The 26,740-nt window shown below is 36.8% G+C and carries 22 protein-coding genes and 5 tRNA genes; 11 read left to right on the top strand and 16 right to left on the bottom strand.

Annotation, left to right across the window (positions count from 1 at the left end; genetic code table 11):
- Window positions 1-88 precede the first annotated feature (88 nt).
- Together manA and AB2Q86_RS11230 are read right to left on the bottom strand one after the other, a co-directional pair.
- Entirely contained in the window at window positions 89-1,045 is a 957-nt protein-coding gene (manA, locus tag AB2Q86_RS11225; RefSeq protein ID WP_012580941.1) for a mannose-6-phosphate isomerase, class I, read from the bottom strand.
- 79 nt (window positions 1,046-1,124) lie between these two features.
- A complete protein-coding gene (locus tag AB2Q86_RS11230) occupies window positions 1,125-1,856 on the bottom strand; it encodes an NADPH-dependent oxidoreductase (RefSeq protein WP_003737192.1) in 732 nt (243 codons plus the stop codon).
- A 122-nt stretch (window positions 1,857-1,978) separates the two neighbouring features.
- On the opposite strand from AB2Q86_RS11230, the gene AB2Q86_RS11235 reads away from it, so the two are divergent.
- The 4 genes from AB2Q86_RS11235 to AB2Q86_RS11250 all read left to right on the top strand — a co-directional run bounded on the left by AB2Q86_RS11235 (window position 1,979) and on the right by AB2Q86_RS11250 (window position 5,941).
- On the top strand, window positions 1,979-2,209 hold the full coding sequence (locus AB2Q86_RS11235; protein ID WP_003722372.1) for a helix-turn-helix domain-containing protein: 231 nt from the start codon (window positions 1,979-1,981) through the stop codon (window positions 2,207-2,209).
- Between the two features lie 83 nt (window positions 2,210-2,292).
- Window positions 2,293-3,048, top strand: coding sequence for a hydrogen peroxide-dependent heme synthase (gene hemQ, locus AB2Q86_RS11240; RefSeq protein ID WP_003731933.1), 756 nt, complete (start codon window positions 2,293-2,295; stop codon window positions 3,046-3,048).
- Between the two features lie 195 nt (window positions 3,049-3,243).
- Window positions 3,244-4,011, top strand: coding sequence for an ABC transporter ATP-binding protein (locus AB2Q86_RS11245; RefSeq protein ID WP_003730372.1), 768 nt, complete (start codon window positions 3,244-3,246; stop codon window positions 4,009-4,011).
- On the top strand, window positions 3,998-5,941 hold the full coding sequence (locus AB2Q86_RS11250) for an FtsX-like permease family protein (RefSeq protein ID WP_012580940.1): 1,944 nt from the start codon (window positions 3,998-4,000) through the stop codon (window positions 5,939-5,941). The genes AB2Q86_RS11245 and AB2Q86_RS11250 overlap by 14 nt, the downstream gene beginning before the upstream one ends.
- Before the next feature lie 38 nt (window positions 5,942-5,979).
- Here the strand turns inward: AB2Q86_RS11250 and AB2Q86_RS11255 are convergent, their stop codons facing one another.
- Window positions 5,980-6,804: a hypothetical protein gene (locus AB2Q86_RS11255; protein WP_014589110.1), complete on the bottom strand. Its 825-nt coding sequence runs from the start codon at window positions 6,802-6,804 to the stop codon at window positions 5,980-5,982.
- Between the two features lie 61 nt (window positions 6,805-6,865).
- Between AB2Q86_RS11255 and AB2Q86_RS11260 the strand changes: the two genes are divergently transcribed.
- Window positions 6,866-7,327, top strand: coding sequence for a GNAT family N-acetyltransferase (locus AB2Q86_RS11260; RefSeq protein ID WP_012580938.1), 462 nt, complete (start codon window positions 6,866-6,868; stop codon window positions 7,325-7,327).
- Window positions 7,328-7,361: 34 nt separating this feature from the next.
- Here AB2Q86_RS11260 and glmM read toward each other — a convergent pair whose 3' ends face one another.
- From glmM to AB2Q86_RS11305, 9 genes are all read right to left on the bottom strand, one after another.
- Complete coding sequence (glmM, locus tag AB2Q86_RS11265) at window positions 7,362-8,714, bottom strand: phosphoglucosamine mutase (RefSeq protein WP_003730376.1); 1,353 nt, start codon at window positions 8,712-8,714, stop codon at window positions 7,362-7,364.
- Between the two features lie 248 nt (window positions 8,715-8,962).
- Complete coding sequence (locus tag AB2Q86_RS11270) at window positions 8,963-10,315, bottom strand: YbbR-like domain-containing protein (protein ID WP_077904950.1); 1,353 nt, start codon at window positions 10,313-10,315, stop codon at window positions 8,963-8,965.
- Complete coding sequence (gene dacA, locus AB2Q86_RS11275; protein WP_003722380.1) at window positions 10,315-11,136, bottom strand: diadenylate cyclase; 822 nt, start codon at window positions 11,134-11,136, stop codon at window positions 10,315-10,317. Before dacA ends, AB2Q86_RS11270 begins: the two co-directional genes overlap by 1 nt.
- Before the next feature lie 174 nt (window positions 11,137-11,310).
- Window positions 11,311-13,572, bottom strand: coding sequence for a glycoside hydrolase family 65 protein (locus tag AB2Q86_RS11280; protein WP_014598977.1), 2,262 nt, complete (start codon window positions 13,570-13,572; stop codon window positions 11,311-11,313).
- A 15-nt stretch (window positions 13,573-13,587) separates the two neighbouring features.
- Window positions 13,588-14,421 (bottom strand): DUF1189 domain-containing protein, encoded by an 834-nt coding sequence (locus AB2Q86_RS11285; RefSeq protein WP_012580935.1) that lies wholly within the window; start codon window positions 14,419-14,421, stop codon window positions 13,588-13,590.
- Window positions 14,422-14,448: 27 nt separating this feature from the next.
- On the bottom strand, window positions 14,449-15,300 hold the full coding sequence (locus AB2Q86_RS11290; protein WP_003722383.1) for a sugar ABC transporter permease: 852 nt from the start codon (window positions 15,298-15,300) through the stop codon (window positions 14,449-14,451).
- On the bottom strand, window positions 15,301-16,608 hold the full coding sequence (locus tag AB2Q86_RS11295) for a carbohydrate ABC transporter permease (RefSeq protein WP_003737205.1): 1,308 nt from the start codon (window positions 16,606-16,608) through the stop codon (window positions 15,301-15,303).
- Window positions 16,609-16,695: 87 nt separating this feature from the next.
- The gene (locus AB2Q86_RS11300; RefSeq protein WP_003724548.1) at window positions 16,696-17,955 is read right to left on the bottom strand and encodes an extracellular solute-binding protein; all 1,260 of its coding nucleotides are present in this window, start codon (window positions 17,953-17,955) and stop codon (window positions 16,696-16,698) included.
- 212 nt (window positions 17,956-18,167) lie between these two features.
- Window positions 18,168-19,943: a glycoside hydrolase family 13 protein gene (locus tag AB2Q86_RS11305; protein ID WP_012580934.1), complete on the bottom strand. Its 1,776-nt coding sequence runs from the start codon at window positions 19,941-19,943 to the stop codon at window positions 18,168-18,170.
- 257 nt (window positions 19,944-20,200) lie between these two features.
- On the opposite strand from AB2Q86_RS11305, the gene AB2Q86_RS11310 reads away from it, so the two are divergent.
- On the top strand, window positions 20,201-20,836 hold the full coding sequence (locus tag AB2Q86_RS11310) for a CPBP family intramembrane glutamic endopeptidase (protein ID WP_003730381.1): 636 nt from the start codon (window positions 20,201-20,203) through the stop codon (window positions 20,834-20,836).
- A 36-nt stretch (window positions 20,837-20,872) separates the two neighbouring features.
- On the opposite strand, the gene AB2Q86_RS11315 is transcribed toward AB2Q86_RS11310, so the two are convergent.
- From AB2Q86_RS11315 to AB2Q86_RS11325, 3 genes are all read right to left on the bottom strand, one after another.
- Entirely contained in the window at window positions 20,873-21,838 is a 966-nt protein-coding gene (locus AB2Q86_RS11315; RefSeq protein ID WP_003730382.1) for a LacI family DNA-binding transcriptional regulator, read from the bottom strand.
- A gap of 138 nt (window positions 21,839-21,976) precedes the next feature.
- Window positions 21,977-22,213 (bottom strand): hypothetical protein, encoded by a 237-nt coding sequence (locus AB2Q86_RS11320; RefSeq protein WP_003730383.1) that lies wholly within the window; start codon window positions 22,211-22,213, stop codon window positions 21,977-21,979.
- A 596-nt stretch (window positions 22,214-22,809) separates the two neighbouring features.
- A complete protein-coding gene (locus tag AB2Q86_RS11325) occupies window positions 22,810-24,633 on the bottom strand; it encodes an APC family permease (RefSeq protein ID WP_003724553.1) in 1,824 nt (607 codons plus the stop codon).
- Between the two features lie 333 nt (window positions 24,634-24,966).
- On the opposite strand from AB2Q86_RS11325, the gene AB2Q86_RS11330 reads away from it, so the two are divergent.
- From AB2Q86_RS11330 to AB2Q86_RS11350, 5 genes are all read left to right on the top strand, one after another.
- Window positions 24,967-25,038, top strand: a tRNA-Glu gene (locus tag AB2Q86_RS11330).
- A 157-nt stretch (window positions 25,039-25,195) separates the two neighbouring features.
- A tRNA-Thr gene (locus AB2Q86_RS11335) sits at window positions 25,196-25,269 on the top strand.
- Window positions 25,270-25,278: 9 nt separating this feature from the next.
- A tRNA-Tyr gene (locus tag AB2Q86_RS11340) sits at window positions 25,279-25,362 on the top strand.
- 11 nt (window positions 25,363-25,373) lie between these two features.
- Window positions 25,374-25,445 (top strand) — tRNA-Gln (locus AB2Q86_RS11345).
- A 9-nt stretch (window positions 25,446-25,454) separates the two neighbouring features.
- A tRNA-Lys gene (locus tag AB2Q86_RS11350) sits at window positions 25,455-25,527 on the top strand.
- Window positions 25,528-25,636: 109 nt separating this feature from the next.
- On the opposite strand, the gene AB2Q86_RS11355 is transcribed toward AB2Q86_RS11350, so the two are convergent.
- Window positions 25,637-26,338, bottom strand: a complete 702-nt coding sequence (locus tag AB2Q86_RS11355; protein ID WP_012580933.1) for a Crp/Fnr family transcriptional regulator — start codon at window positions 26,336-26,338, stop codon at window positions 25,637-25,639.
- Between the last annotated feature and the right edge of the window lie 402 nt (window positions 26,339-26,740).

Here is a 26,740-nt window from a genome sequence, read left to right on the forward strand (position 1 = left end):
AGTTGTCATTTCATAAAACAATAAAGAAGCAGAAATCTTGTATATTCCATTTTCAAAATGGTTTTATACAACGATTTCTGCTTATTTGTTATTTCACCGGCGGATTCGAAACAATCGCCGTCATTTTTCCATCAATTTCCCAAGCTTTTACATCATTCGGTAATACAAAATGATCGCCTTTTTTAATCGATTGTTTTGTTCCATCAATCGTAAGTACCGCTTCTCCGTCTAAAACACTCACTAACGTATAAGTAGCTTTAGCCGCAAATTCAGCCACGCCGTCCACTTCCCATTTGTATACGCTAAAGAAATCATTCGATACAAAAGTAGTTTCAGTCAACCCACCACGTGTTTCTGTTTTAATATCTAACTTCGCATCCACATGTGGTGCAGTCGTAACGTCAATAGCTTTATCTAAATGAAGTTCGCGCAAGTTTCCTTCTGCGTCTTTACGATCATAGTCATATACACGATAAGTAGTATCAGAGCTTTGTTGTGTTTCAAGCACTAACGTCCCCGTGCCTAACGCATGAATTGTACCACTTGGAACATAATAAAATTCACCAGGTTTAATCGCCACTTTACGAAGCAATTTATCCCATTCGCCGTTTTTTGCCCAAGTAGCAAATTCTTCTTTGCTAGCTGCTTTGTGTCCGTATATTAATTCCGCACCAGGAGCGCAGTCAATAATATACCAGCATTCTGTTTTGCCAAGTTCCCCGTTTTCATGCACTTTCGCATATTCATCATTTGGATGAACTTGTACAGAAAGGTCCGTATTCGCATCCAAAATTTTCGTTAATAGTGGGAAAACGGCTTCTTTCGGATTACCAAAAAGTGCAGGATTTTCTTGCCATAATTCAGCTAATGTTTTGCCTTTATATTCGCCATTTTTGATTACGGAAGGACCGTTCGGATGAGCGGAAATCGCCCAGTCTTCTCCAGTAGTATCAGACGGGATATCGTAACCAAAATAATCATGTAATTTCGTTCCACCCCAAATTCGATCTTGAAAAACAGGGTTTAAAAATAATGCTTCTGTCATTATAAAATTACCTCCATTCCAGCGTTTTTGCTGGGTTTTGTCAATTAAAAGTATATACTAATAATGGCGAAGATGCTAGTTATTTCCCGCCTAAAAAACCTCTTTCTTTTATTTGTTCGGTTAAATTTGGGTAATAAGGTCTGTCATAAAATTTGGCTAACCGTTCGGTATAAGAAACAAAGCCTTCTCGCTCTGAAAACGGAATAATCTCTTGGTCATATGCTTCTAGCAAAGGCATGACATCTGTTTGGTACGTCTCTTCAAAATAAACTGCTTCTTTTGGTAAACGAGGTTTTACAGGCGCTTCGACATCCGGAACGCCAATACAAAGTCCAACAACAGGCATGACGAATTCTGGTAAATTTAGAAATTCAGCGGTTGCCGTAATATTTCTGCGCAAGCCGCCAATACAAATCGTCCCATAATCAAGCGACTCAGCAGCTGTTAAAGCATTTTGCATACAAAGTCCGATGTCTGTTGCCGCAACCATCAGTAAATCTTCTTCCCCGGCAATTTGGAAACTTTTGCCGTGCATGTCACTCGCTACTTTTACGCGGTGAAAATCTGCCACAAAACAAAGAAAAACGGAACATTCTGCTATGTAAGGTTGATTTCCGCATAGCTCGGCCATTTTATTTTTACGTTCTTGGTCTTTAATGGCTATAATCGAATAGTGTTGACCATTAATCCACGATGGGGCCGCTTGAGCTGCTCGGATAATCGCATCTAGTTTTTCTTCCGGAATCTCGACCCCTTTTTTATATTTACGAAAAGAGCGATGATTTCTTAGCAAAGTTAATACGTCATTCATATTTATGCCTCCTAGATTTATCATTTAGTTAAAGTATAGCTTGTTTTTAGGCAATTGTTAATGTTTTCTCTTGTATTTCTGCCAGATATTTTCTACACTTAAAGAAAAAGAGGTGAAAAGATGTGCGCCAACAACAAATAGATTTTAAATGGCTTGAAGAAAACTTCCTGACTGCGAATGAAGCCGCGACTTACTTAGGCATATCTAAGCAAGCACTCCTTTCCTTAGCCAAACGCGATGTACTCCCCTTTACGAAAAAAGGAAATATGGTTCTTTTTCACCGAATGGACATTGAACTTCGGCTTGAAAACCAACAAAGCTTACGTGAAAAATACCGTCCTTTTGAAACGTAAATTTCACAAACAGCGAAACGGACGAACTACTTCCCGTATGTTACACTTTAGTTAGTGATATTCTAAACAAGGAGTGATACATAATGAATGAAGCAGTAAAAACATTAGACGGTTGGTTTTGTCTACATGATTTTCGTTCGATTGACTGGGCTGCGTGGCGTGAACTAAATCCAGGTAATCAGGAACTTATGTTAAATGAACTCAGCCACTTTTTAAGCGATATGGAAATTACTAAAAATATCGGTGAAGGTGAACATACCATTTACAGTATTCTTGGTCAAAAAGCAGATTTAGTATTCTTCACTTTGCGTGATTCCCTTGAAGCGCTGAATGAAGTCGAAAATCGTTTTAATAAATTAGCGATTGCCGACTACTTGTTGCCCACTTATTCCTATATATCTGTGGTGGAATTAAGTAACTATCTAGCATCTCACATGGCGGGCGGCGAAGATCCTTACCAAAACAAAGGGGTTCGCGCGAGACTCTATCCAGCACTCCCACCTAAAAAGCATATTTGTTTCTACCCAATGAGTAAAAAACGGGACGGCGCTGATAATTGGTATATGCTTCCAATGGAAGAACGTCAACAACTGATTCGCGACCATGGTTTGATTGGTAGAAGCTATGCGGGGAAAGTACAACAAATTATCGGTGGTTCCATCGGATTTGACGATTACGAATGGGGTGTCACTTTATTTTCCGATGATGCACTGGAGTTCAAACGCATCGTAACGGAAATGCGCTTTGATGAAGCAAGCGCTCGTTATGCCGAATTCGGCTCATTCTTCATTGGAAACCTGTTACTATCCGAACAACTTTCTAAATTATTTACTATTTAATATAAGTAAAAACTGGAATTCAATCTAACAAATGAGTGATTTTGTTAGCTGGATTCCGGTTTTTTATTTCACTAAACTAACATTTTTGTAAGGATATCTACCGTAAATGTCATTTGATGCGATGGAACGGGTCCTATATACACGATAGAATGATACATATACTAACCGAATCTAGTTTTATAAGGAGAGAAAATAATGGAGACAGTTTTACAAGCAAAAAATGTGAGAAAAATTTACGGCAGCAAAGGAAATGTCTACACTGCGTTAGAAAATATCAGCATTGATATCAAAGAAGGCGAATTCACTGGAATTATGGGGCCATCTGGGGCAGGTAAATCCACACTACTTAACGTTTTATCAACAATTGACAAGCCAACTTCTGGTGAAATCATGATTTCTGGTCATGCACTTGAAAATATGGACGAACAACAAATGTCTACTTTCCGCCGCGACAAACTGGGTTTTATTTTCCAAGATTACAACTTACTAGATACACTTACAACTCGCGAAAATATCATCCTTCCACTGGCATTAGCAAAACATCCAGTAAATGAAATAGAAGAAAAATTAAAAGTCATCAGCACTAAATTTGGTATTTCAGAAATTCTTGATAAATATCCAAGCGAAATCTCTGGTGGTCAAAAACAACGTACCGCAGCATCACGCGCTATTATTACATCACCAAGCATGATTTTTGCCGATGAACCAACTGGTGCACTGGATTCAAAATCTGCAACAAATTTACTAGAAAGCTTATGTGACTTAAACGAACAAGATAAAGCAACTATCATGATGGTAACACATGATGCTTTCGCAGCAAGTTTCTGCAAACGTATTTTATTTATTAAAGACGGAGAATTATATACGGAAATTTATCGTGGTACCAAAACGCGTAAGGAGTTCTTCCAAAAAATTCTAGATGTCCTTGCAAAACTGGGGGGCGACACAGATGACGTTATTTGATATAGCTAAAAAAAATATTCGACATAATTTTGTACATTACTTTTTATATTTCGCATCCATGATTTTCAGCATTATGATTTATTTTACTTTTCTTGTCCTTTCAAAAGATCCATCCGTTACATCGCGAATTGATCAATCTGCAAAATTATCCACAGCTTTCACAAGTTCTTCGGTAATTTTACTTATTTTCGTAGCTATTTTCATTCTTTATTCCAACAATTTCTTCACTAGAAAACGGAAAAAAGAAATCGGTCTTTATTCTTTACTCGGTCTTAGAAAAAAAGAAATTGGTCGCATGTTATTCTATGAGAATTTCATTATGGGACTTGGTGCATTAGTTATTGGTATTTTAGCTGGTACATTACTTTCCAAACTTTTTGTAACCATATTACTTAATTTAATTAATATTGAAAACATCGGTGGCTTTGCCTTTTCATGGGGAGCAGTTTTACAAACAAGTATTGTCTTTATTATCATCACTTTGTTTACTTCTTTCTCTGGTTACAGAATCATTTACCGCTCTACTCTTTTAGAGCTGTTTCATTCTGAATCAAAACGTGAGAAAAGTCCCAAACCATCATTCATCCTATCACTCGTGTCACTTGTCTTAATCGGAATCGGCTACTTCATTGCTAGCCAACCACTTGAAGCAAAAAATTCTGTTTGGGCAAAACTAGGTTTCTCTGTTGGCGCTCTCGTTATTTTAACTACTGTAATTGTTGGTACAGCTTTATTTATTACCTTCTTCTTACCGTATCTATTAACAAAACTTAGAAATAATAAACGTATTTTCTATAAAGGAAGCAATATCATCTCCACTTCTCAGTTAAACTTTAGAATTTCTTCCAATGCGAAAACTTTAATCGTTATTTCCATTCTAAGTGCAACAACGCTTTCGGCTATCGGAACTATTAGTAGTATTTATTACCAAGCAAATACGTCAGCATCAACAACTGCACCTTCCAGCTTTGAATATGTGATTCCTGAAAATGCAGAAACAAATGACAAAATCATGAATATCCTTGAAAACGATTCTGATCATCCAGTAGAATACGCACAAAAAAGCACATATTATATCGTAAAAGCAGACGGCGAACGCCCTGATTTTGTTGAATATGATATTAATGACGGTTTCCCAGTTATTTCTGAATCTAATTATAATGAACTTGTTAAAAAACAAGGAAACACGGAAAAAACCGCTAAACTAAAAGATAATGAAGCACAAATGGTTCTTTCTATCACTTACGATGAAAAAGCACGTAATAAAATGATCGGCGAAAAATATACACTTGCTACACCTGAAAAAACAAGTGTAGAAATTAAAAAAGTTGTTCAAGATTCACCACTCGGTACTGTTCAAGGCTTACTTGTTCTTCCAGATAAACAAGTCGAACAAATCGCTGCTGATAAAAATATCCCAGCAACAAGCGTTGAATCGGTTACTGTTCAAGATGCAAAACAAGCACAAGCTCTAGACAAGGAAGTACGGACACTTCTTCCTAAAGATACCAATTATATTTCTTATGCAGACTCTTATCAACAAATCATTACTGTAACAGGTGTACTACTATTTATCGGTATGTTCATCGGATTTGTTTTCCTAGCAGCTACAGGAAGTATTATCTACTTTAAACAGCTTACAGAAGCTTACAATGATATTGGCACATTTGATATCTTGAAGAAAATCGGTCTTACGAAAAAAGACATTCGAAAAATCCTTGCGAAACAATTACTAGTGGTCTTCTTAATTCCACTTATTATCGGTATCGCGCACAGTAGTGTCGCACTTATCGGACTTTCGAATATGTTACTTCTAGACCTTACTTTACCAGTAATTATTTCTACTGGAATCTACACATTAATGTATATTATCTACTATTTCGTTACGTTAAATAGTTATACAAATATCGTGTTTGGCAAAAAATCCTAATAAAAAAAGCCCTCTAATTCATTTTAGAGGGCTTTTGGTTATTTTTTGGCGATATAAGCAAAAACACTAGATAGAAAAGCCGATGTTCCCATAAGAAATTGCATCCCGAAAACTTGTCTTTCATTACTACCAAATGTGATAGATAAATTTTCTTTCGCGAAATCAATCCAATTTGTTACGGATAAATAGTTTGTTAAAAGAATAAAAGCTGCTCCCATTAGTATCCCGATAAACAATAGTGATACTTTGCGCCATGCTAGCACCGTTACAATAAGGAAAATCACTGCTACAAAACAAGCAAAATAGCCATCAAGCGAAGTAGTGAATAAGTAACCTTGTTTGACACTGTCTGAATGTAATTGCTTAAAAACCGTTACAGCTGCAAAAATAGCCGTAACTGCTCCAAGAAGTGCGAACAAACCAGCTGCATAACGCCATTTGTTCTTCCAGTTTTCATCTGAACCCTGTTCTTTTTTAGCAAACTTTGGTCCAATGATTAGTGCTATTAGTAGTAAAAGTCCCGCAATCACTAATAATGTCCCTGACCACTCAAATGGCTGTGCATACTCCAATTTCGCAAAAATCCTTAATTGGTAATAATAAACGGAAAATGCTTGGAATAATACAAAGCAACTTACTACAATGATACTTGCTAAGCGGAATTTTTCTCGCTTGATGAAAAGGAAACCGGCAATAAAAAGTGCTAATCCGAATAATAATAACATCCAATAATTCCATACAAACGTAAAGCTATTTTTTTCTGCGCTAAAGTAGCCGATAACTGCACTAACAAAACTATATAATTGTGTTACACCTAGTGCAATTAGCAAACTACCGCATATTCCTCTTATTTTTTCAGGCAATTTGCCCACTTCCCTTCCTATTTCTGTCTTACCATGTTACGCTAAAACCGAGGTGATAAAAATGAACTGGACCACCTGGAACAAAAGCCAACCTGCTCCGCTAGAATTATTACTCGAAGCTGATCCTAGCGAAAAACAAATTGCGAAATATCTCGAAGCATCACACGTTTTCCAACTGGTGGACGCCAATGAAATAATCGGTGTTATTTGCTTACTTCCATTAAACAAGCAGCAACTTGAAATTATGAATATCGCTGTCCAACCTTCTAAAAGAAATCAAGGTATCGGTAAAATTCTCCTTGAAAAAGCTTTTGATTATGCAGTGAAGAATGGTTTTTCTGCGCTCATCGTTAAGACAGGTAATTCAAGTATCGACCAACTTGCCTTTTATCAAAAAAATCATTTTCGGATGCAGCAAATCGTGCCGAATTATTTTACTAAACATTATCCTGACCAAACAATTACCGAAAACGGCATTGCTTGCTTAGATCAAATCATTCTATTAAAAGAAATAAAATCCTGATGAAGTTTATCATCAGGATTTTTTGTTTGTTGTTTTAATCGTTAAGTGCCATTTCTGAACGAACAACCGCTGAAATACGTTCACAATATTCGTCTGTTTCTTCTTTCGTAGCAGCTTCTACCATAACTCTTACTAATGGTTCTGTACCGGATGGGCGAACAAGAACTCGACCATTACCAGCCATTTCAGCTTCTACTTCACCGATTACTTTACTTACTTTCGGATTATCTGTTACATGGTTTTTATCACTTACACGGATGTTTTCTAGTTTTTGCGGGAATGTTTTCATTTCAGCCGCAAGCTCAGATAATTTTTTCCCAGTTGCTTTCATCACGTTGATTAATTGGATTCCTGAAAGAAGCCCATCACCAGTTGTATTATGATCTAAGAAAATAATGTGACCAGATTGTTCTCCACCAAGATTATAATTACCTTCACGCATTGCTTCAACTACGTAACGGTCACCAACAGCAGTTTGTACATCTTCAATTTCAAGCTCTTTCAAGCCTTTGTAGAAACCAAGATTACTCATGACAGTGGATACAATCGTGTTGTTATTTAATAAGCCTTGTTCACGCAAATATTTTGCGCAAATAAACATAATTTTATCTCCATCGACAATTTGACCAATTTCGTCAATCGCAATGACACGGTCGCCATCGCCATCAAAAGCTAAACCAACATCTGCTTTTTTATCTAAAACAAAGGCTGCTAGTGCTTCTGGGTGTGTTGAACCAACGCCATCATTGATATTTAGACCATTTGGAGAAGCTCCCATCGAACTAATATCCGCATCTAAATCTGCAAATAAATGCGTTGCAAGACCAGCTGTTGCACCATTCGCACAGTCAAGTGCAATATGATAACCGTTAAAGTCATTTTCGATTGTTTGTTTTAAGTATTGGATGTATTTTTGTTTACCTTCAAAATAATCGCTCACTGTACCTAGGCCTTCACCGCTTGGACGAGGTAATGTATCTTCTGCTGTATCAAGAAGTTGCTCAATTTCTTCTTCTTGGTCATCAGATAGTTTGAAACCATCTGAACCAAAGAATTTAATACCGTTATCGTCCACTGGATTATGGCTGGCAGAAATCATGACGCTGGCAGATGCTCCTTGTGCTTTTGTTAAATAAGCAACACCAGGAGTAGAGATAACGCCTAGACGCATTACTTCAATCCCTACAGAAACAAGTCCTGCGATTAAAGCAGATTCTAACATTTCTCCAGATATACGTGTATCACGAGCTACAAGCACGCGCGGATGTTCACCTACGTGACGGGTTAAAACATAGCCACCCATTCGACCTAATCTGAATGCAAGTTCTGGTGTTAATTCAGAGTTTGCTACACCTCTAACTCCATCCGTACCAAAATATTTACCCATTTTATTACTCTCCTTCTAAGTCATTCATTATCTAAATGATTTTTGTTTGTCTTTTCATATTTACTTTGTCAAATGCTGGTTCTATATTCACTAATCTCAACCATACATTTGTTATTATACCTTTTTTAAGAAAAAATTTCATCTCTCTACAATAAAACGTTGGCGTTACTCATGTTTTTACTATTCTATGTATAAAAAGCTCTTGTCAAAAAGGAGGAGTATGAGACTAACGCCCCACACTCCTTATGTTATGTGCTTTTAGATGGTACTGCAATGGATGCTTCTTTATCTGTAATAATGAAATCTGCTTTTTTAGGATTAATAACATAAGCGACATTATCTGGCAAACCGTTCAATTCTAGCGGTATGCTATAATTGCCTGCTTTGCTTTTACTCAGATTGGCAATAACACTCAGTTCTTTTGCCGTAATTCCGTCAACTGTTTTCTTTTCTCCAGTTATCGTCACAGATACTTTTCCATTTGCTGGAGTAATCATTTGTGCATCGAATGTATTTTTCAATCCACTCATGTAGACTTGCATATCAGAAAACGACTTAGAAATTTTTGTATCGTTATCACCTGAATCATCTGTGTTGTTATTATTTTCATCTGTACCTTGGTTATCTGAGGTTGTCGGATTGTTATTTGCTTCAGACTTTTTTACAGTCTTAATCTTCACCTCTATCGTCGTTGGTTGGACTGATTTGGCTCCGTTTGGAACGGGAACAGTCACTTCCTTGACGGTATCTGCTTTGATTTTAGAAACATCAATTGGAATCTCGATTTCTTTGATTTTTTCAAGGACCGCATCATCACCGACAACTACCACTTCTGACTTATCTGGTGTCATGCTAGAAATTTCAATATCACTTTCTGGTGTGCCTTCTTGCTTAATTTTCACTGGAACGGACTTACCAACTTTTTCAACTGGCACGGTCACTTCCACTTCTTGCGGATTTACTTCGACATCTAACTTGTTCAAATTACTATCAAACACGGAGACTGTAGCTTTATCCGTAAATTCGGATTTGTGCTTACCGCCACTTTCGAGCGTTGCTTTTACATAAGCGATTTGTTCGATAGTATCTTTTGCACCAGTAATGGAAACTTTTTTAGGATCAATAATTGGTGTTCCAGCTTGATAACCATCTGCAACAACGGATTTGCTCAATTCTACGTCAACAGAGAATTTTTTCGTTACTTTTTCTTGTACATTGACGTTGACTGTTGCTGGATTCACTTTTACTTTTAGACGGTCAGATACATCTTTCACTTGTAGTTTTACTTCTTGGGTCCCAATGGAAGCATTTTTCAAATCTGCATAAACGGTAAAGTCTTGTTGAGCTTTGGCAGACTGAACGATGCTACGAGGGCCTGAAAGCGTGACTGTAACGGTTTCTGGAATACCCGAAATATATAAATTCGTTTTATCATAATATACTTTGACTGGGACATTTTCGATGACTTCTGAATCACTAGAAGAAGTCGTTGAAAAAGTCGTGGCGTTATTATTATTTGCATTAACTGATGTAAAAAGGATGGCTGCGAGTAGTAAGGCTACAATCCGAATCGACCATTTGTTATTTAAAATTCGATCCATCATTCGCTTTTGCCTCCTTTCCATTTAGAAAAGATAGAAGGTTTCTTTGCAGTTACTGTGACTAGTTCTTTAAGAAGAATTTTATGTAACTCTTCTTCTGACACATCACGGAAAAGTTCTCCACCTTTAGTGAGGGAAATTCCGCCTGTCTCTTCAGAAACTACAATCGTAATACTATCTGTCACTTCACTAATTCCAAGTGCAGCCCGGTGACGCGTTCCAAGTTCTTTGGATAAGAACGGGCTATCTGAAAGTGGTAAGTAACTTGCTGCCGATGCAATTTCGTTTCCTTTAATAATAACTGCTCCATCATGAAGCGGTGTATTCGGAATAAAAATATTAATTAATAATTGAGAAGAAATTTTTGCATTTAACGGAATACCTGTTTCAATGTAATCGTCCATTCCTGTATCACGTGCCACTGAAATCAGCGCCCCAATACGACGTTTCGCCATATATTGAGTAGATTTTTCGATTGACTCGATTAAATGATGCTGTTCGCGCTCAATTCTTGATCCATAACGAGTAAAAATATTGCCTCGTCCAAGCGTTTCTAAAGCACGGCGTAATTCCGGTTGGAAGATAATTATAATTGCAAGGAATCCCCAAGTAAGCATCTGATCCGTAATCCATTCTACTGTTTGGAGACCAAAAAATCCGCTTAATAGTTTGACTGCAATGATAATAAAAATGCCTTTTAATAATTGTACTGCTTTTGTACCTCGGATTAACATGATCACTTTATAAATTACAAACCATACGACAAGAATATCTACAATATTTGCTAGATAATGCAATATCGACATATTGGAAAAATCCATCACTTCACCTCCGTGCCTCTTGAAAACCATTTATGATCACATGGTTCACTTTCTTTATTATAGCATAAGAGTGCGGGCGGAAAAAGCAATCATCCCGCCAAAAATGGGAAAGATTTGTTAAAGAAAAAACTTGTTGAAAACAGTTGTTATCGTTTTCAACAAGTTCTATTAACCTTAAAATTCTACTGTTATAGCCGTTTCTAGTAAATATTCTTTCTTATACATTTCTAAATGAATTGGTTCTCCGTGGCATAATTTTACAGTAACCTTTCCAACTTCTACTTTTACTTCTAATAAACGATTACGGAAGTTGATTTTGAAACGGTAATTTTCCCAGCCATCAGGTAAGAATGGTGCAAAGCTTAATTCGCCAGCAGTTACTCGCATACCAGCAAAGCCTTGAACGATGGATAACCAGCTTCCTGCCATAGAGGTAATGTGCAGTCCGTCTTCTGTATCGTTGTTAATATTGTCAAGATCTAGTCTTGCAGTTCGCTTGTAAAGTTCTACCGCTTTATCATATTTACCAAGTTCTGAAGCTAACACCGCGTGAACAGCTGGCGATAAGCTAGATTCGTGTACCGTTAGTGGCTCATAAAATTCAAAGTTGCGTTGTTTCGTATCAAAGTCAAAGTCATCATAGAATAAATATAAACCTTGAAGTACATCTGCTTGTTTAATGAAGCAAGAACGTAAAATTTTATCCCAAGACCAATTTTGGTTAATCGGCATATCTTCTGGTTTTAATGTATCCGTGGAACGCAACTCTTTATCTAAGAACGTATCGTGTTGCACAAAAATCTGCCATTTCTCGTCAAAAGGATAATACATGCGATGCTCGATATCTTCCCATTTGGCGATTTCGTACTCGGTCACGTCTAAACGTTTTTTCGCTTCTGCATCTAAGTTTTCTAGCGTATAACGAATCGTCCAAGCTGCGATATAGTTTGTATACCAGTTATTGCTGACGTTATTATCGTATTCATTTGGTCCCGTTACACCGTGAATCATGTATTTATCTAAGCGATCAGATAAATGAACGCGGTCGGCCCAAAAACGAGTGATTTCGGTCAATACTTCGATTCCGTCTGTTTTTAAATACGAATCATCGCCAGTGTAATTTGTGTAATTGTAAATCGCATAAGCAATCGCGCCATTGCGGTGAATTTCTTCAAATGTAATTTCCCATTCATTATGACACTCGACTCCGGTAAAAGTAACCATTGGATACAGTGCACCAGCTAGGCCGATTTTCTGCGCGTTGATTTTCGCTCCATCCAATTGGTCGTGGCGATATTTAAGTAAATTGTGACTCACAGATTTATCCGTTAACGATAAATACATTGGTAGTGCAAAAGCTTCTGTATCCCAGTATGTTGCGCCACCATATTTTTCACCTGTAAAGCCTTTAGGACCAATGTTTAGTCTTGCGTCCTCACCGTAATAAGTAGCAAATAATTGGAAAATGTTAAATCGGATACCTTGTTGTGCGGAATCATCGCCTGCAATCTCAACATCCGCTTTATCCCAACGTTCACGCCAGCCTGAAACATGCGCGGCTAATAATTCATCATACGTTTTTGCTTCTAAGCTTTTTAAGATTTTTTCTCCTGCTGGAAGAATTTCCCCTTCCACATAATCACGAGATGTCGTAATGACTACACGTTTTTCTATTTGCGCTACTTCCTTTTCTTGTAGGTCGAATTGAAAATAGTTTTCGGCGTAAAGTGCCTTTGTTTGATTTGTTTCGTTTGCCGCATTGGTCTTATTTTCCATCACCGCAGAAACAGTAAAACGTGGCGTTCCGAAGTTATTTGGAATAGTTTTTGTGACAAGTGAACCACGACTCGCCGATGAAGCTTTTTCGACTTCTTGCCAGAACATTTCTTCATAGTTGGCATCTTCATTTTGCACGTTACCGTCTAAAAAGGACGTTAATTCTACTTTAGCGGGGCTTAATGCTTCCACTTGGTAGTGAATAACCGCAAGTTCTTTCGTTGCAACACTAAGGAATCGTTCCGCGGAAATCCGGAATGTTTTATTATTTTTAACTACTGTGAATTGTCGTTTTAAAACACCTTTTTCCATATCTAAAACAAGTTCAAAATCGCTTACTTCATCTACAAATAAATCGAGTTTTTCACCATCAAGACGTACTTCAATTCCGATAAAATTAAGGCCGTTAATGACTTTACCGAAATAATCCGGGTAGCCATTTTTCCACCAGCCAACTCTTGTTTTATCTGGAAACCACACGCCTGCATAATAAGTTCCAATATGGCCGTCGCCGGAGTATCCTTCTTCAAAATTCCCGCGCATCCCCATGTATCCATTACCGAGTGAAGTTAGGCTTTCTTGCAAACGTTTATTTTCTTTATCTAGTTTGGTTGTCCGTAATGTCCATGGTTCGATTTCAAATAATTGCTTCTGTGCCATACTAAAACCTCCTAATTAGCGACTAGCAGCCATACTTTTTTCACTAGTCTTATAAAATCTTGTCTTTAAAAATGTCCATGCTATCATTAACACCATTCCGAGCGACTGAACAGCCATAATAATCGTAATATCAAAGTAGATAAAGCCGATAATACAAGCCGCAATCACTGGAATTCCCAGTGCATTTAGCGTTAAATTTACTGATTCTTTAAAAGAAGCAATGCTTGAAAAACTGCTCCGTTTTGTCATCCAAATGAAAAGCGTCGTAAACACGGTTAACATGAGTGAGCTAACGAAAATGATAGAACCAATCATCAGCACCATCGATAGGAAAACAAATGCTTGGTTTTCCAAATACCACTGCGCCGACACCCAATCAACGAGCGACTCACCTGACGTTATTTCGCTTAAGGTCGCATCTTTTGGGTAGCTCACTTCAAAAGTGTAACCACTCGCATCTGTAAGCGTCATTTCTTGGTCTTTGAAATTAATTACATTCTTCGCTCCACTAAGTTCTGCTTTCGTTAAATTCACACCAGCCACACCATTCGCTGTTTTTTCAACGATGTGCGCATTTTTATCGGTTAACGCCCCGTTTTCGAGCGTCAGTCCACTAATTTCTGTCGCCAATTGATCCGTGCCAAGCGTCGCCATTTTTGGCATTAAACTTGGTAAATCAAAACTCGACTGATTGGCAAAGTGCGCGGAAACAGGAAGCAACAGTAACGCATTTAAGAAAATAAATACGATGACCATTTGCCAGAATTTCAGTACTTTCCGGCCTTCGAAAATAGCGGTTGGACCGAGTGTACTTTTTACATATTGAATGATAAACGGAACTTTTTTCATTGATATCACAGCCTTTTTAAAAATCAATTATCCTTTTGTTCCACCGGCAGTTAAGCCAGAAACAAAATTCTTTTGTAAGAAGAAGAACAGTAAACAAATTGGTAGCGCGGCTAAAATGGCACCCGCTGCGAATAAGGCTACTTTTTGTTGTTGTGGGTTGGCGATGAACGTTTGAAGTCCTACCGCAATCGTTAAGTTTTCTGGTGTTCTAAGAAGGAATTTTGCAAGTAGGAAGTCCCCAAACGGTCCCATAAACGCCCATAAAGCTTGAACGGCAATCATCGGTCTTACAAGTGGCAAGATGATTTGAGCGAAAATCCGGAAATGTCCTGCGCCATCAAGCTTGGCGGATTCATCAAGATCACGCGGCACGGTATCGAAATACCCTTTCATCAGCCATGTGTTCATTGGAATCCCACCACCGATGTAAATCAATGTTAAGAACCAATATTGATCAAGTGCGCCAAGTAGCATCGCTAACACGTAGAAAGCTGTTAAGGCTGCCATCGTTGGTACCATTTGAATAATAAGGAAGAAAATCAAGCTGTTTTTACGACCTTTAAAACGGTAACGGCTATACGTATAACCAGCAAGTGTCACAATCGTTACTTGCATAATCATCGTTACAACCGCGATAATCAGTGTATTTTTGTACCAATCAAGATACAATGTTTCATTAAACAATCTCGTGAAGTTATTCAGCGTCCAACTATCCGACCACTCAAGCGTAAATGCCGCGATATTCCCTGGTTTGAAGGCAGAAGATGCTGTTATTAGAATAGGATACAAAATAATAATCGTTAGCACGGTTAAAAACAAATACGTGAAAAACTGTGTTAAGAACTTTGTTGTCCGCTGATCTTTCATAAAGTCTCTCATTTACATCATCTCCTCGTTCCCAAAGGCATTCGTCTTCTTAAAGGCAATCATCGAAACAGTAATAACGATAATGGAGATAAGAAGCGTCACAGCAGCGGCTACAGCGTATTGTGGCGAAGTACCTGTTGTTAATTTATAAATCCATGAAATTAAGATATCGGTTGATCCTGCGCCTGCTCCGACACTTCCGGGACCACCTTCATTGAATAAGTAGATTATCGAAAAGTTATTGAAGTTAAATGTATATTGCGTAATAAATACCGGTGCGGTTACAAATAAAATCATCGGTAATGTAATTTTACGGAAACGTTGAATCGCACTTGCTCCATCAATTCTAGCTGCTTCATAAAGCTCACCTGGAATCGCTTGAAGCACCCCAGTAACCATAACGTAAATATACGGGAAACCAAGCCAACCTTGAATACTAATCAGCGCCACTTTTGTCCAGAAAGGATCTGTTTTCCAAGCAATCGCATTGATATCAACAAATGGCAAATGGTTTAGAAGCGGAATGACTTGCGAGTTGATTGCACCAATACTGTCGTTAAACATATTGGAAAAACTCATGATTGTAATAAAAGCTGGAACCGCCCAAGGAAGTAAGAAAACAACTCCAAAAAGACGTTTTCCTTTAATAAAGCTTTGGTTTGCTACAATCGCTGTAAACACCCCAACGACAATTTGTAAAGAAGTGGCACAGATAGTCCAAATGAGTGTCCACGAAAATACGCTTAGGAACGTGTCACGATACGAACTTAGGAAGAAAATATTAAAGAAGTTCTTAAATCCAACCCAGTCAATTAAATTCGCTGGCGGAATATGGTAAAAATCGTAGTTGGTAAATGCCATGAAAAGAGTAACAAGAACTGGGAAAATAATAACAAAAGTCATCACTAAGTATGCAGGTAATGTAAGTAAGTACGGGAAACCTTTGTCGAGCATATTTTTTATAATAGCAAGAGCAGAACGGTTAACAGTTTCACCAAGGTTCCACTGCATAGCCACGCGTCTTGCATCGAAAATATTTATAAACCAAAAGCCTATAAATAGTAATGTCACAATTAATTGTAAAGTACCCTCAATCATTAAGAATAAGGAATGGTCCACACCCGGCACAGATCCAAGTGTCACAAGGCCAATCAGTGCATTCAGCCCAACTGCAAAAAATTCTATGATAAACAAAGCAAATAGTGCGAAAAAGACAATCCCTTTAAAATTTTGCTTATTATAAAATTGACCAAGCCCTGGAATGATTGATAACAAAGTCGCTTGACGAACATTTTTAATTTGTTTTTGTTCTAGTTTCATTTTGTTACCCTCAATTCTAGATATAGATTCACTAGCTAAGTTGAAAAAAATGGCGGAGCGCGCTATCTTTGCCCCGCCAAATCATTATTATTTAGTATATTTTTGCGTTACGTTATCTTCAATTACTTTTACTGCATCGTCCGCTGATTGTTGCGGAGTTTTCGAACCAGAAGCTGCATCAAACATTAAGTTTTCAGCACCTGTCCAAACTTCCGACATTTCTGGAATATTTGGCATTGGTTGCGCATTTTTGTATTGTTCGATAACAGCATTAGTTAATTCATCATTTTTCGATTTCGCTGTATCACGTGCTTTTAAGTTAGCTGGCACTTCATTTGTCATATCATATAAAGTTTCTTGATTTTTTTGGTTAGTCACATAATCCAACCATTTTTGAGCTACATCTTTGTTTTTAGAATAGTTACTTACAACCCAACCTTTACCGCCTGCAAATGGAGAATACTCTTTACCATTGTTTAGTGTTGGGATTTTTGCTACACCGTAATTAATTTTTGCTTCTTTGTAATTTGCTGCTGACCAAGGTCCACCTAGAATTGCTGCTGCTTTTCCTTTAACAAATTGATCTTGAATAAAGTCGTCTGCACTCTTATTGTCTTGCATACCTTTTGGCCATACATCTTGGAACCATTTTGTTGCGTAAGTAATTCCTTCAACCGAACCTTTATTGTTTAAACCGATGTCTTTTGGATTTGTACCTTCATCGCCGAATACATAACCACCGTATCCTGCAAGTAGTCCGTAAGAGAAGTAGAAATCAGTCCATTTTGCTAAGAAACCAGTATTTTTTCCTTTTTCAGAAGTGAAAGCAAAACGAGAATCTTTAGAAAGTGTTTCTAAATCTTTGAAAGTTGCTGGAGCTTTGTCGAGTAAATCTTTATTATAGTAAAGCACTAGAGTTTCAATAATTGCTGGAGCGCCATAAATTTTATCGTCAATTGTTACTTGTTTTTGGTCTTTTTCATCGTAATCGTCTTTATTACCAAGTTTTACTTCAGCTAAATGTCCTTGTTGGCCTAAGCTTCCAATTCTATCAAATGCGGACATCATTACGTCTGGAGCAGTTCCAGCCGGGCCATCAAGTGGCAATGCTTCTAATGTTTCGAACATGTCTTTTTCGACTACTTTTACTTTCACGTCATTGTCTTTTTCAAAGTCACCTTTTATTTTGTTCACGTAGTCTTTGTAGCCTGCGTCAACGGAAACGGTTAATGTTTTTTCATCAGATGAGCCCGATTTACTAGTGTCTTTTCCACCACCACATGCTGCTAAGCTTAAAGCCATTACTAAAACCGCCGAAACTATTCCCACTTTTTTGAAACGCTTCATTTACTTTTCCTCCTCTTTATGAAAAAAGTCGCCCTTTACTGTCTGATTTCTAAGTCCCCATCTTTTTTCAATTCTTTTTAAAGTTTGTGAATTAGGTTAACCTATGCATTTATTATATGCTGATTCCGAAAGCGTTTACAAGGAGATTTCACATGTTACCGATAACAACATTTTTTCGGTAAACATGTGAAAAATTCCTTTACGCCATTGATTTAGCTGTTTTCTTTAATAACAAGAAATCCTTTTGCTGGGACAACAAGATTTTCTGTTACAGCTCGGTTGTTCCAAATATCTGTCGCTGTATTTTCAAATGAAATTGTGAAATCTTTATCTTCTTTTGCTTGATTGAAAAGGAAATGCAGTTTTTCACCATTTAATTCTTTAGAAAATGCTGTAATGCCTGTTTCGCTACTTGCACCTAGCCAAGTTAATTCGCCGGATGTGATAATTGCTTGGTTATCTTTTCTTAGCGCAATTAATTGTTTCGTAAACGCTAGCATATCTTGATTTTGTTTCGTTTCATCCCATTCCATACATTTGCGACAACCTGGGTCATTTCCGCCGTCCATGCCGATTTCAGTACCGTAATAAATACACGGCGAACCAGTGTGCGCGAACATGAAGGCAAGCGCTTGTTTCACTTTATCCTCATCATTATTAGCACGTGTTAAAATACGCGCCGTATCATGGCTATCAAGCATATTAAACATTACTTCATTCACTTGATTTGGATAGCGCATATATTGTTCATTAATACCAGAAACCATTTGCTCTGGAGTAATTTTTTCTTCAATAAAGTTCTCAATAATCGTTTGTGTAAATGGATAGTTCATTACGGCATGGAATTCATCTCCAAGCAACCAAATCCACGAATCATGCCAAATTTCACCAAGAATATAAATATCTTCTTTTTCCGCTTGGACCGCTTTTTTGAACTCTTTCCAAAAAGCATGATCAACTTCATTGGCAACGTCTAAGCGCCAACCATCAATGTCAAATTCGCGAATCCAGTAAGTTGCAATATCCAGTAGATACTTCTGAACTTCTGGGTTAGCCGTATTTAATTTTGGCATATGCGTCGTGAAAGCAAATGTATCGTAAGAAAGTGTTGGTTCTCCTTCGATATTGCCATTTTCATTTTGACGAACAGGGAAACTATGGATGTGGAACCAATCACGATATGCAGATTTTTCTTCATTTAAAACAACGTCTTGCCATTCTGCTGAAGTATCGCCAATGTGATTGAACACCGCATCTAACATGATACGAATCCCGCGTTTATGCGCTTCCTGAACTAATTTTCTAAACGTTTCTTTATCCCCAAAATGCGGATCAATTTTTTTATAATCAACCGTATCGTATTTATGATTGGTTGGTGCTTCAAACACAGGTGTCAAGTAAACCCCATTAATACCAAGCTCTGCTAAATAATCTAAATGCTCGATAATTCCTTCTATATCACCGCCGAAAAAGTCTGTTGTGTTCGGATCTTTACTTCCCCACGGCAAGGCATTTTCTGGAGAAATAGCTGGATTCCCATTTGCAAAACGTTCTGGGAAAATTTGGTACCAAATTGTTTTACCAACCCATTCAGGCGCCTCAAAAGTATCCACCGCATGGATAAATGGAAATTTAAAGTAATAATCCATTGTATCTAAATTCGCTTCTGTTGGTTCAAAAAAACCACGTCCGCCGTAAAAGGTCTTTTCCCCTTTTGTATCCGTTAATAAAAATCCATATTGAAGGCGTCTATGTTCTGGTGTAATTGCAAAAAACCAATAATCGTGCTCTTCTGTTTCTGCGATTTTGCGCATTGTATAAGATTCACTTTGCCATTTTCCGTCTTTCCATAAGTAAGGGTCGGCAGCAATTAGAGTAACCTCGCTAATATCCAAGCGTTTCGTTCTAATCCGAATATGTAGTGTTTTAGCGTCATAACTATAAGCATAGCTACTCGCTGGTTGATGATAAATCCCTGCTTTTTCCATTTTTTCTCCTCCTATATCACCTATCGTTCTATTTCAAATTAGCATTTCCATTAAAGCGTTTGCAACCTTTTCTCGCTCGTTAACGGTAACAAGATTTTCTAGCTATTTCATATTCTTTCAACATACTATAGAAGAAAGCCAATTCTCTCTCCTCCTTTAAAGTGACAAATTAGTAACTTTACTGATTTAAAGTAAAGAGCTATAATAACTCATGGACTAATGAAATCTCTTTAAAAACGGTCTAAAAGGAGGATAAAATGGAAAATACTTTAAGCTTTAAAAAACAAGGGTATTGGTTATTTTCCAGCGCAATCATTATTGGTGTTCTTTTTCTTCTTTTGCCACACATCATTTCCAATATTGGAGTGTTAGAATTTATAGGTGCTTTTTTCAACGCCCTATGCATGGGGGTTATTGCTTTTATCATATTAAAAGCAGAATTCCTCGATTGGTTTAAACATTTTAGTTTCAAATGGATTCTCATCGGTGCTCCAGCATTAATTATTATCAGCTCTATTTTCAACATTGCATGGGCTTACTTCGCAGGCAGTACTACTGAAAATGGTATCAACAGTGTACTTACATGGTCTTATGTTTTCACAAGTATCCCGTTCATGCTTCTTGGCGAAGAACTACTATCCATTAGCTTACTCTATGCTGCTTGGAAAAAATGGAACTGGAAATTCTGGCAAGCTTCCTTGCTATGCTCGTTACTTTTCGCAACGTGGCACTTAACTTCTTATGATTTTAATTTCTTGCAATGTATTATTACTTTGGCACCAGCAAGACTCATTTTGAATTACTTATTTAAAAAAACAAACTCCATTTGGGTTACATTTATCGTTCACTTCATTTTTGATTTCATTGCATTTCTACCAGTTTTACTCAAATAAAAAAAACGCTAGGAATAAAGATTCCTAGCGTTTTTATTACTCTTCTTTTCCAGTTGTAGAGGCTCTTATCAGTAATTCAGGAGTAAATAATAGGTTTCCTTGAGGTTTTCCGTGATCATTAATTTTCGCAAGTAACATCTTCGCGAGTTCTTCCCCCATTTCAACGACGGGAGATCGAACAGTTGTAATTTTTGGCGATGAAATTCTATCTAAGAAAACACCATCAAACCCTGTTACAGCAATATTTTCACCAAAACGACGACCAAAAGCTGCAGCAGCCCGAACAACCCCGATGGCAATTCGATCTGATGCGCAAACAATCGCAATTTTTTCTGAGTTATAGCGTAGTAATTCAAATGCTTTTTCTTCCGCGACACTGGAACTATTCGCAATAAAATAGCTTTCTGGCTCCAAACCATGTTTTCTCACGACTTCTTCGTAACCTTCTAGCCGCGATTTCATAAACTGTTCATCTAATAAATCAATTCCTAAAAAAACGATTCGCGAAAAGCCAATTTCTACCATATGTTCTGTTGCAAGTGCTGTTCCTTTTTTGTTATCTACATCAATAGAATCGTAACCGCGTTTATTTTCGCCATAAAAAATAACTGGTTTATCAATATCTAAAAGTCCTAAATCATAGTCTTTGTCACGTATTCCCGTAACAATAAGCCCGTCATAAGCTCCGATATTTCTGGATCTTTGTGTAACGAGTTGCAAGGAATAATAATACTTATCTAACTCGCGGCTAATTCCAGTTAGTAAGTTCATATAATATGGTTCAACCGTATCGATTTCTTCTAAAATCAAAAATTTAATAACTTGTGTCCTATTTTGAACAAGCGCCCTTGCAGCATAATTTGGTACATACTCTAAGGCTTCCATTGCACTATAAACAAGCATTTTCAGTTCATCTGAGACTTGATCTGGATGATTAATAACTCGTGAAACTGTCATTTTGGAGACATTTGCCCGTTTCGCAACATCTGCTAAAGTCGCCATCTCCAACCTCCTCCATTCATAATCTTCCTTATTGTACCATCTTTTAAGCAAAAAAAAATAAGAATTAACCCACAAAAAAAGCATTCTCATTAAAAGTCTGAAAATGCTTGGTTTATTATGATTATGTATTGAGTCATTTTATAGTGTTTGCCACTTTTTTTGAGAGACTCTGCGTTCCTTTGTTTGTTGATAAGATTTGATAATCACTCTGCTTAATTGATGAATTCCGCCAATGATAATTCCAATAGCGATTGCAACAAGTGCAGTTGTTAGAAAACTAATAAATGGAAAACTAGATGCATTCATAGCAGCAATTCCTAATATAAAAATAATAATAGTAGGTAGTACATAATACCTAATGTCCTGCTCCTGCATTCCAAGCGCCCCTTTACCAAAATAATAACTCCCATCAACTACTGAAATTATAACGCGAAAACTGGCTTTTTTCAAGGCTTGGACGGATTTCCGTGCTCCTCTAAAAAAAAGGAAAATGGCTCTATATAGCGCTTTCTATAGACACGTAAAATCCACTCATTATGAATTCATCAAAAAGAAAAATTTGTTACCACTTTGTAACATTACTTAAGTCCATTTACTTATATACGGCAACACTCATATTTATTCAATTTTATAGATAAGTATTAATTCTTATTTCCTATTTTTCAAGTTTCATTGCCTGCTTTTTTATAGCATATACAAAAAAACGTGTTCTTTTTTCCCGCCCATAAATTATTTTTCAAATTGTTTAAAAAAATGGATTCGGGTAGATTTTTTAATTTTCTAGGAAAACGTGGCATTTAAAATGTCTTTTTCATCTAGAGGAAAATTAGTTTTTCGACGAATATTCTTCTTTAAAATCCAACTTTCCACTTTTTACAAATAAATAAACAACCGTTATGCTTACATTGTTCCATTAAAAAACGGAAGAGCTCCCCCCTCTTCCCCCGAAGGTCTCTTCCGTTTTTCTCTTGTTATTCTTTTAAATGATAAGGATATGTGGAAACTACTACATCCCTTTTCATTAGAAGTCTTGTACGAATCAATAGACTTGTTTGATTATGAAGGACATTTTGCCAGCCTTTTCTAGGGATAAATTGCGGTATTAATACCGTTAGCGAATAATTGTCTTGATCTGCTTTTTGTTTAGCTGTATCAATAAATTTCATTAATGGATCTGAAATAGATCGATACGGAGAAAACAGATTAGCCATACGCACTTCAGGATGCACTCTATTCCATCTCTCAACAAATTCTTTTTCCTGCTTTTTATCAATAGAAATGTGAACAGCAATGACCGTATCACCAATAGATTTAGCATATTGTAATGCACCTTCAACGACTTTGGTGGTATCAGATACACAAATAATGACGGCATTCCCTTTAAAGTCAGGCAAGTCCATTGTTTCGTCAATTCTAAGTTGTGGTCCGACTTTCCGGTAATGATGTCTCGTGCGGTGGAAAACATAAATCATAATTGGCATAAAGACAAATACTGGCCACACAGATTCAATTCGAGTTAAAAATAATACTAACAAAACTGTAAAGGAAATCGATGCTCCAAGTAAATTAGCTGATAATGATTTTTTCCAACCTTTTGGACGCTGTTTCCACCATTTTACAATCATACCTGTTTGCGACAACGTGAACGGTATAAATACGCCGACAGAATACAGTGGAATGAGTAGTTCCGTTTTTCCTTTAAACAAAATAATTAGTAGGATAGAACCCACTGCTAAAGTAATAATTCCATTGGAGTAGCCTAGTCTATCTCCTCTTGCTAAATACATTCTTGGCATGAATTTATCTTTTGCCAAGTTAAATGCTAACATCGGAAATGCTGAAAATCCGGTATTAGCTGCTAAAACCAAAATAAGTGCTGTAGTTGCTTGAATAAAATAAAACATGAAGTTTCTACCAAATACATTTTCCGCAATTTGAGAAAGTACTGTTACCTTTAGTTCAGGAACAGTTCCATAAACAAAGGCAAGTACCGTTATTCCTACGAAGAAGAAACCAAGTAATCCCGCCATTAGCGTTAATGTTTTGGCTGCATTTTTTGGACGAGGTTCTTTAAATAAAGGAACGGCATTTGATATCGCCTCAATACCAGTTAAAGAAGCCGACCCAGATGCAAATGCTCTTAGTAAAAGAAAAATGGTTACACCTTGTACGTGAGTTCCTACTGCAGCTGTTTCATGACTTGCATCCATACCAGTTAGTACTTTAAATAATCCTGTAAAAATAAGCGCTATAATAGAAAAAACAAATAGATATACTGGTATTGCAAGTAAACTAGCTGATTCAGTAATTCCCCTCAGATTGATAATCGTTACTCCGACTACAAGCAATACAGCTATAGGTACTGCAAACGGATATAATGATGGAACCGCAGAAACAATTGCATCTGTCCCAGAAGATACACTTACAGCAACTGTAAGCATATAATCTACAAGTAATGAGCCACCTGCAATTAACCCGGCATTATTACCCAAATTCTCTCTTGAAACAATATAGGCTCCTCCACCATGTGGATAAGAGTAAATTATTTGTTTATAAGATAGATTAAGAGCAAACAAAAGAACAAGTACACAAAGCGCAATTGGCAATGAATACCACATAGCTGCGGCACTAACAGTTACAAGTACCAATAATATCTGTTCTGTACCATACGCAATAGAAGAAAGTGCATCGGATGACAGAACTGCTAAAGCTTTTAATTTCCCCAGTTTTTGGTCTCCAGCTTCTGATGTTTTCAGAGGGCGGCCGATTAATAGTCTTTTTAGCGGCGAAGCCATTGTATTCCCTACCTTTTTTATTTGATTTTTAGCTAACTTCAAGTTGACCAGACACATTATAGCACAGCTGATTTTAGATTGTAATACTAATTTGCATTATTTTAGTCGCCTAATTATTTTCCAAGTGAATAATTGTTCATAATGCTCGTTTTCATACCATTTTAAATTAAAAATTTATTTCATACTTCTTTCAATATACATACCCATTAATAAGATAAATAACCCGTTTTTCAAACTTATATTTTCAGAAAAAAAAGAATTTAATTTAGGTATTTACAAATGACATTCTTTTTTTATATAATAGTTTCTAGCGGTAAAAAACTTTTATTACATGGCCCGTTGGTCAAGCGGTTAAGACACCGCCCTTTCACGGCGGTAACACGGGTTCGAATCCCGTACGGGTCACTTTTTAATCAAAAATAACGGCTTCAAAAATATTTTTCACTTTTTTTGAAAAAAAGCTGGTAAAATTGATCAAAATGTTATATCATGTATTAGTATCTGTTTTGAAGAATTAATTATGCAAGAGATTTCGATTTGCCAGCAGAGAGAGCGATTCTTCGCCGACTTAGCTCAATCTGGTAGAGCAACTGAATCGTAATCAGTAGGTTGCGGGTTCAATTCCTGCAGTCGGCATTTTATAGCGGAGGGGTAGCGAAGTGGCTAAACGCGGCGGACTGTAAATCCGCTCCTTCGGGTTCGGTGGTTCGAATCCACTCCCCTCCACCATTTTCTATTATTGGGCTATAGCCAAGCGGTAAGGCAACGGATTTTGATTCCGTCATGCGCTGGTTCGAATCCAGCTAGCCCAGTCATATTTAGAGCCGTTAGCTCAGTTGGTAGAGCATCTGACTTTTAATCAGAGGGTCGCTGGTTCGAACCCAGCACGGCTCATCCTTAATGAAACAAGCAAAGAAAATACTTTGCTTGTTTTTTTATGTCGTAATTTGTATAAAAAAAGATAAACTACTTAGCACAAGTAGTTTATCTTTTTCACCTATGATTATATCGTAGTTGCTTCTGGTTCTAGTCTTGCATATGAGTTTGTAATATTATTTAACAAAACAAAAGACTTAGAATTTTCTGCTAAAAATCCTGATTCTACCAAATTTCTACAAAGGTGTGTGACGGAACGAACGGATAAGTTAGAATAATTAGCAATAATTTTTTTGGTGAAACATTTTGGAATACGTAATGCACCTTCTTTTTCACTCCCAAAATATTTCCCTATTTGTTTTAACGAATCTTTCAAACGACTTTCCCCGTTCCCCCGCATTAAATTACATTTTTCAATTAGAACATTTTCGTGATTTCGATTATTAAGATATAAATAGAGCCACCCCTCTTGCATCCCAATAATCGAGCAAATTATATCTTCTTTATCAAATTCGTATGCCGTAATTGTTTCGATTACTCTAGCAGTGTAGACATTTGCTTCTGCCATAAAATAATCGTTTAATCCGGCAATTTGGTTTGAGCCTAAAAAACTTATAACATTTTTGTTCTTCTCTAATGAAACAATCCCTTTTTCAATAAAATAAACCTTCGTATTTATCGTATCTTCTGTTAGTAAAATCATGTTGGTTGGTATTCTTGTTTTTTTATAAGGGATTCTGTTATCGATTAAAGTTTGCAAGAAGCTAGCATAACCAAATTCTTCTTCCAAAATTTTTTTACTATACAAATCTTCAAATACCGATTGCATTTATTGTCATCTCATTTCTATTTTGTGTTATTAGCAAATAGTTTTATAATGCGATGAGTGGCTTCTTACAAGTGATGATACTACCAAACACTTTTAAAAGGAACCCAACAAAAAAACAAAACTTCCTACTTTCCTCATCAATTTTTGACTTTTTCGTCACAATTGAATTTTACTCACATTATAAATTATTGTGTAAGTTTCTTTTGATACTTCTATTATAAGCCGAGTCACATTTCGCCTATTCTTCCACTAAAATCTCCCAGGCAACTTTTCTGTTAAAATAGTACCTTCCTAAATACCATTTTAAGAGCATAACTTCTATTTTTTCATGTTTAACGCGATATTTTGAACTATTTGTGAAAGTTTTTAATTCAAATTTTTGTTCTTCTTGACTTATGTTTA

The sequence above is a fragment of the Listeria monocytogenes genome, from assembly GCF_041765605.1.
GTDB classification, from domain to species: Bacteria; Bacillota; Bacilli; order Lactobacillales; family Listeriaceae; genus Listeria; species Listeria monocytogenes_D.